The 6945-nt window shown below is 57.7% G+C and carries 5 protein-coding genes, 1 rRNA gene and 1 pseudogene; 3 read left to right on the forward strand and 4 right to left on the reverse strand.

All coding sequences use genetic code 11. The features are described from left to right. Positions 1–43: 43 nt before the first annotated feature. Positions 44–178 carry a hypothetical protein gene (locus PG883_RS16455; protein ID WP_010672691.1) on the forward strand — a complete coding sequence of 45 codons (135 nt, stop codon included), beginning with the start codon at positions 44–46 and terminating at the stop codon, positions 176–178. After that, positions 160–554: pseudogene (locus tag PG883_RS16460) on the forward strand (integrase core domain-containing protein); the annotation flags it as partial. The gene PG883_RS16455 and the pseudogene PG883_RS16460, both read left to right, overlap by 19 nt. 75 nt (positions 555–629) lie before the next feature. Here the strand turns inward: PG883_RS16460 and pmbA are convergent. Further along, positions 630–1973 (reverse strand): metalloprotease PmbA, encoded by a 1344-nt coding sequence (pmbA, locus tag PG883_RS16465; protein ID WP_200163887.1) that lies wholly within the window; start codon positions 1971–1973, stop codon positions 630–632. Between the two features lie 114 nt (positions 1974–2087). Between pmbA and yjgA the strand changes: the two genes are divergently transcribed. Beyond that, positions 2088–2612: a ribosome biogenesis factor YjgA gene (gene yjgA / locus PG883_RS16470; protein ID WP_010672689.1), complete on the forward strand. Its 525-nt coding sequence runs from the start codon at positions 2088–2090 to the stop codon at positions 2610–2612. A gap of 86 nt (positions 2613–2698) precedes the next feature. On the opposite strand, the gene PG883_RS16475 is transcribed toward yjgA, so the two are convergent. From PG883_RS16475 to rrf, 3 genes are all read right to left on the reverse strand, one after another. Continuing rightward, complete coding sequence (locus PG883_RS16475; RefSeq protein ID WP_270807402.1) at positions 2699–5782, reverse strand: transglycosylase domain-containing protein; 3084 nt, start codon at positions 5780–5782, stop codon at positions 2699–2701. Between the two features lie 213 nt (positions 5783–5995). Continuing rightward, complete coding sequence (gene tmaR, locus PG883_RS16480) at positions 5996–6313, reverse strand: PTS system regulator TmaR (RefSeq protein WP_010672687.1); 318 nt, start codon at positions 6311–6313, stop codon at positions 5996–5998. 372 nt (positions 6314–6685) lie between these two features. Next, positions 6686–6800, reverse strand: a 5S ribosomal RNA gene (gene rrf, locus PG883_RS16485). Between the last annotated feature and the right edge of the window lie 145 nt (positions 6801–6945).

Raw genomic sequence — 6945 nt, forward strand, 5'->3', positions numbered from 1 at the left:
GAATATGGTTTGCATCTTCTCCTCCGAATAGATGGAGATCTCGATGGGACAGGGCGTAAACGAACACAACACAATTACTCTGATTTTTAAACTGGCCCTGGTCGAGCAGATTGAAGAAGGCAAGCTCACCTATAAACAGACGCAGACGCGTTATGACACTCAGGGCCGCTCTACCTGAGCTAGGTGACGGACACCTGCTCACGCAAAATAGTGGCAACTAAGAGATGAATGCCGAGTCGATGGTGATCGAGAAAACACTGAAGCAACAACGTGACCACGGAGAGCTTATTCATCATTCGGACCACCAGGTGCAGTATTGTTCGGGGTTGTATCAGTCATTGCATGAACAACACGGGGTCAAATGCTTGATGACAGATACTCATAACTGTCACCAAAATGCACTGAGATCTTGAAAAGAGAGTCACTGCTGCAAAGCCTGCAGAGGCTGGCGCAGGCGGGGAAAAGTGCGAAAGGCAGTGGATACTTATAACCTGGAGCAACCGCATCAGGCATTGAAATACAGAACCCCTGATGTGACGCATCGGGGGTTCTGAGTGCTAAAAGCTAGCTGAAAATGTGTAGACCTATCTCAGGACTAGACACCATATTCCAGATCGGACGGAGGGGGATCAGTGCCCCGCCAGTTTCATCTGCTCGACCAGTACGGAGCCGGTCTTGAGGCTGGAACGCTCATCCTCATCACTGCCCACCGCCACGATATGGCTGAACATGTCGGCTAGATTGCCTGCAATGGTGATCTCCTCCACAGGATAGAGGATCTCGCCATTTTCAACCCAGAAACCGGCTGCGCCGCGGGAGTAATCACCATTGACGATGTTGACCCCCTGCCCCATCAGCTCGGTCACCAGCAGCCCGGTACCCATCTCCTTGAGCATGCCCTGGAAGTCCTGGCCGGTATTGGAGACCTGCCAGTTATGGATGCCCCCGGCGTGGCCCGTGGTGGTCAGGCCCAGTTTGCGGGCGGAGTAGGAGGTGAGCAGCCAGCTCATCAGCTCGCCGTTGCGGATGATGTCCATGTCGCGGGTGCGAACCCCTTCCCCGTCGAACGGGGTGCTGGCAAGTCCTCCCGGCAAGTGAGGGAACTCCTGGATGGTGAGCCACTCGGGCAGAATCTGCTTGCCCAGTTTGTCCAGCAGGAAGCTCGACTTGCGATAGAGGTTCCCCCCACTGATGGCCATCACCAGATGGCCCCACAGACCGGCAGCGGTATCGGGGTGGAACAGCACAGGGGCATGGCGGGTGCTGATCTTGCGAGCCCCCAGGCGGGAAACAGTGCGCTCCACCGCCTCGTCAGCGATGCGCTGGGGGCTCCACAGCCCGTCCAGGGAGCGGCTGGAGGAGTAGCCGTAGTCGCGCTGCATGTCGCCATCCTGCTCGCCGATCAGTACGCAGCTCAGGGAGTTGCGGGACGCTGCATAGCCTTTGACGAAGCCGTGGCTGTTGCCATAGACCTTGACACCCAGGTGGCTGGAGAAACTGGCTCCGTCAGAGTGCTTGATGCGGGCATCCCGCCCCAGGGCCAGCCGCTCGCACTCGATGGCCAGCGCGATGCCACGCTGGGGATCCAGCTCGACTTGGTGGCACAGTTGCAGGTCCGGGGCATCCCAGGCCAGCAGATCCGCATCCGCAAGACCGGCGCAGTCATCGGGAGAGGTGTGGCGGGCGATCTCCATGGCCGCTTCCACAGCGGCGCGAATGGCCGGCTTGGTCAGATCCGTGGTGGAGGAGGACCCCTTGCATCCGTCGCGATAGACGGCGATGCCGAGTGCGCCATCCTTGTTGAATTCGATGCTTTCCAGCTCGCAGCCCCGGGTGTTCACCGAGAGGCCGGTCTGTTTGCTGATGGAGACTTCGGCAAGCCCGGCGCCCAGCCCTTTCGCTATCTCAAGGGCCTCGGCGACCACGGCCTCGAGATGGGATTGATCCTGGCGGATTTGATCTTGCTGGTCCATAACTCACATCTGTATGAAGGGAAGGAAAGGGGCTAAGCATATCAGACCCCTGCGCCCAGCGGGAGAAGCTGGTAACATATCCGCCAAACGTGAATGACAGGAATACAGAGACCGATGAGTCAATATCAAGACGACAACGAGTGGGAAGACTGGGGCCCCAGCAAGAGCCAGCTCAAGCGTGATGCCGAGGCCTTGCAGAAGATGGGGGAAGAGATCGTCTCCCTGAGTCACAGCGAGCTGGAGAAGATCCCCCTGGATGAAGAGCTCGCCGAAGCGGTCGAGCTGGGTCGCAAGCTCAAGCCGAAGAAGGATGAGTCCTTCCGTCGCCATCTCCAGTTCATCGGCCGTCTGATGCGTAGCCGCGATGTGGCCCCCATTGAAGAAGCCCTCTCCATCATCAAGATGCGTCACTCCACCGTGAACGCCCGCCTGCATCGCCTCGAACAGTGGCGCGAGCGGCTGATCACCGAAGGCGACAGCGCCCTCAACGAGCTGATGTCCCAGTTCCACGAGCTGGATCGCCAGAAGCTGCGCCAGTTGATCCGCACCGCCAACAAGGAGCGGGAGCTGAACAAGCCGCCGGTAGCCTATCGCGAGATGTACCAGTACCTGCGCGGTGAAATTGAAGATCTGTTGTAAGTGATGACTCACGTCCACCTCATGGCGGCGTGCAGTACACAATCAAACGGGGCCGAAATGGCCCCGTTTTTTCATGCGATGTCCGCTCAGCTGCCCGCCATGCACTGGGTGTGAGTAGCGGGTTGCAGATAGGGTACCAGCAGGGGGGCCATCCCCTTGAGCACCTGTACAGGCAGCGCCGACGTGAAGCGGAACTTGTCGGACTGGCTGCCGGGTACATAGGCCGTCAGCGTGCCGAAGTGATCATCCCCGATGTAGAAGACGAACGTCGCAGTCCGGTTGCGAGCCAGTGAACTGGTCACATTGCCGTAGCGACCGACCGTCTCGATCCGGTTGTCCCCGGTCCCCGTCTTGCCCCCCAGGGCCAGGACAGTACCATCCTGCAAGGCGAAGGCCCCGGCGATACGCCGCGCCGTCCCCCCTTCCACCACCTTGGAGAGTGCATTGCGCAAGGCGTTGGCCACCTCGGCAGGCATCACCCGCTCCCCCTGGGTGTTCGCCGGCTCAAAGACGGTGGCGAAGGGGGTCCCCTTGGCAAAGGAGAGGTGCTCGATGCGCAGGGTCGGTGCACGAATGCCGCCGTTCTGGATGATCCCCATCAGCTCGGCCAACGCAGCAGGACGATCGCCCGAGCTGCCCAGTGCGGTCGCCAGGGACGGAACCAGGTGATCGAAGGGGTAGCCCAGGCGAGCCCAGCGCTGATGGATGTCGAGGAAGGCCTCAACCTCCAGCATGGTGCGGATCCGGCTATCCCGGGCACTGCGATGACGGGTCTTGAACAGCCAGCTGTAGACCTCCTGACGCTCGTCACGGCTGGCGGTTACCGCCTCGGTAAAGGTGGCCTTGTCAAACTCCTTGAGATAGGCAAGCAACCACAGCTCAAGTGGATGCACCCGTGCGATATAACCTTGATCCGGAAGAGAATATTTGCCAGGGCCGTAATTGGTATAGAGCTGCTCTATGCGCTTCTCGGTCAATTTCTCCCGCGGCAGGCGCTTGGCCAGGAAAGCGGCAAAATCGGCCTGGGAGGCTTCCGGCATCAGATAGCGATGCACGGCGGCGAGACGCACCGCGCTGGGTTTGAGACCATCGAGGAAGGTATCGAGCTGCTCTTCTGCACTCTTGCCACGATATTTGCGCCAGAACCTCAGCAGATAGGTCTGGCCCTCCTTGTCGGCAAACTTGGCCAGATACTCGGTACGGCGAGGATCCCTGTCATCTTTCAGCAACTGGGCACGATTTCCCTCCTTGTAGAGGCTGTAGCGGACGATGTCCCGCATCAAGCGCACGAAGGGCAGGTTGATGGATTCCCGCAGCGCATCGCGAATGGGCGGGATGCGACCGTTGTCTTCCTTGCGGAAGTTGTTGAAGGTGTGCATGCCACCGCCGGTAAAGAAGCCTTCATAGGGACTCGCGGAATACTTGCGGTCCAGTGCGGCCTCCAGCATCACCGGCAGGCTTCTGTCCTTGGCACTCATCAGATAGGCGATGGCCCAGCGGCTGATGTTGTCCTGATCGGACACTTCGATCTTTCGCAGGCTCTCCACCGGCATGTTGCCGTAGCTGTCATGCAACTCGGTGACAATCTCGAGATAGGTCGTCAGTACCCGCAACTTGGCGGTGGATCCCAGTTCAAGCTTGCTGCCCTCATTGATGTCGAACGGCTGGTCCGTGTTGTCGGTCTGCACCCTCACCTTGACCCCTTCCGGCGTCTTCTCGAACAGGGTAAAGCTGTACTTCACATCACCCGTCTTCTCCGGCGAGAGCAGGCGCTCACCAAACAGGCCCACCTGGGCTGCGAATGCAGGGTCTGCCAGTTGCTGCAGATACCGTGACACCTCGTTCTGCAGCGGCATATTGAGGGTGGTGTTGGCCGTCAGATCCATGCGGTCCAGATCATAAAGCTGCACCCCGAGCTGACGACTGAGACGAGTGCGAGCCACCTGCAGCCCCTTGTTGTTGTTGACTCGAGTGATGGCAGGTGCCTGCAGGAAATCGCGGAAGACCAGCTTGGCCTTGAGAGCCGACTCCATCAGGGGGGGCGTGATCATTCCCTCCTGCACGAAGAGTCGCAGATAGCTGTCTGTCAGGGTAGACAGTGCTTCTCTACCCTGCGCCAGGTAATAGGAAGGACGGCGGTGGGCGATCATCAGGGAGACAACCTGGCGCAAGGCAAGGCCCTGCTCGGCCAGGGTAGAATCCTGGTTGCGAGCGGGATCCAGCAGTCGATTCACCTCATCAACATTGGCGCCAAACCAGACCCAGAGGCCATCACCGAGACCGTGCACCTCGCCATAACCGGGCGCCGCAGAGAGCGGGACCGAGTTGAGGTAGGCCCAGGCAACCAGCTTGCGGGCCTCCAGGGTCTCGGGCCCCAGCCGATAGGCACGAACGCTGGCCGAGACCATCTGGCGGATCTTCTCGGTCGGCGAAACAGTCAGTCCATCGGGAGAATGACGATACTTTTCCACCTGGGTCGCAAGGGTACTGCCGCCAGCAGATTGATCCTGCATATCCAGCGCCTTGCCCACCTGAGACAGCGCCGCCTTGGCAAAGCGCGGCCAGTCTACGGCCGGGTTGGCCAGCGGTTCCTTGTTGCTCAGGAGTTCACGGTTCTCGATAAACAGCAGAGACTGGATGACCAGGGGCGGTATGGCATTGAAATCCGGATAGTAATGAGTCGGATACTTGTACTGGTAGAAAGGCTCGGCACGGCAGTCATAGAGTGTCAATCCTGCCTGGACCTTCTCGGTATAAGGCACGAAGAAACCGTGGCTGGCGTAGTTGTAGAGCGCATCGGAAAAACGGACCTGTTCGCTCACCTGGTAGCCACGCTGAACGAGACGTTCCTGGATCATGGGCATCAGCACATAACCGAGTCGCTTGTCGAACGGGCCGTCGTCGGGGAAGGCAATCTGCTTGCTGGGGCCGGGTTCGAGCTGATAGGTCAGGGTGGCCGCATAGCGGGAGATCTCCTGTGACTGCAGTCGGGAGGTCTTCATTTCATAACCCACCAGGGCGACCACTGCAGCCAGGCAAAGCAAAAAGATAAAACAGAACAACCAGCGCCACCAGGGTCGGCGTTTACGCGGTTGTTGCCCGTCCGTATTAGGTACGGATGAATCCTGAGATGCCACTTTATTTGAATCCGTCTGTTTTGATGCGCCCATATCAGCCCCACCATGGTTGCGCAATTTATTGTCTTTCAATCAAGCTTAGTCGTTTCAAGTCAAGGGCTTGAAATCTATTGACCGCTTTGCAGCGATGTTAACAGGGCGATTGTGAAAATGGGAGCCGATTGTTGCAATGCGGCAAGAGATCCGAGCTGCGGCATGAAAATGAAACACCGGCCAGAGGCCGGTGTTGACGAGAACGGGGCGGTATTATTTGCTGGTGCTCATACTCTTCAGCTTGGTACTCAGCTCCTTGCGCTCCTTGGAAAGCTCGGCATTTTTGATGATATGGTCATCTACGCGCTCTTCATAATCGGTCCGCATGTTGGCGATGATGGCCTGAACCTCGTCAATGCTCATGCCGGGCTTGATATAGTCACTCAGGTTGTCGAGCAACAGTACCCGCTTCTGGTTGTCACGGATCTTTTTCTCGTTGTCCGCGATTTCACGCTTGAGCTTGTTCTGACGACGGGACATACGCACATATTCCAGCACATCGTTGAAGGTTGACTTGTTTACTTGTTCCATATCGGTACCACTGAGTGAAGGTGAATGAAAACAGGCGGAGAGTCCCATACCAGAAAAAGAAACCGAAACCATGGCACGGGAAAACCCGGAATGCCCCTTACTCTACCGAGTTATGATTCAGATACAACCCCAATCGCAGCGCGGGCGGCGGGTTTAGACAGAACGGCTCCGACTGGGTTATTACGCTAAAAATGATGAAAACGGAGAGAGCCAACATGTGGGTTCAATGTGACCAGAGCAGGCGCAACTTTTCCGGTGCGGGCAACAAGTGAACGACGAACAGCACCATAGTGCCCGCTTGCCCTACAGTAAGTGCTGAATTTTAGGCAATAAAAAACCCCGCTCGAGTGAGCGGGGTTTCTTGTATTGGGTACCTGGCAGTGTCCTACTCTCGCATGGCGAATGCCACACTACCATCGGCGCTACCGCGTTTCACTTCTGAGTTCGGCATGGGATCAGGTGGTTCCACGGCGCTATTGCCGCCAGGCAAAATCTTCAATCTGAAAAAGCTGATTTAGTTATTCGTTCTCGGTATCTGCTACAAGTCTCTGAACACTTCTTGGGTGTTGTATGGTTAAGCCTCACGGGTAATTAGTATGGGTTAGCTCAACGTATCGCTACGCTTACACACC

The sequence above is a fragment of the Aeromonas sp. QDB25 genome, assembly GCF_027707725.1.
Classification (GTDB): Bacteria; Pseudomonadota; Gammaproteobacteria; order Enterobacterales; family Aeromonadaceae; genus Aeromonas; species Aeromonas caviae.

Excerpts from the sequence above, each read along its gene's own strand:
- PG883_RS16455 (WP_010672691.1), top strand. The coding sequence starts at position 44 with ATGGGACAGGGCGTAAACGAACACAACACAATTACTCTGATTTTTAAA.
- pmbA (WP_200163887.1), bottom strand. The coding sequence starts at position 1,973 with ATGGACCAGCAAGATCAAATCCGCCAGGATCAATCCCATCTCGAGGCC.
- yjgA (WP_010672689.1), top strand. The coding sequence starts at position 2,088 with ATGAGTCAATATCAAGACGACAACGAGTGGGAAGACTGGGGCCCCAGC.
- PG883_RS16475 (WP_270807402.1), bottom strand. The coding sequence starts at position 5,782 with ATGGGCGCATCAAAACAGACGGATTCAAATAAAGTGGCATCTCAGGAT.
- tmaR (WP_010672687.1), bottom strand. The coding sequence starts at position 6,313 with ATGGAACAAGTAAACAAGTCAACCTTCAACGATGTGCTGGAATATGTG.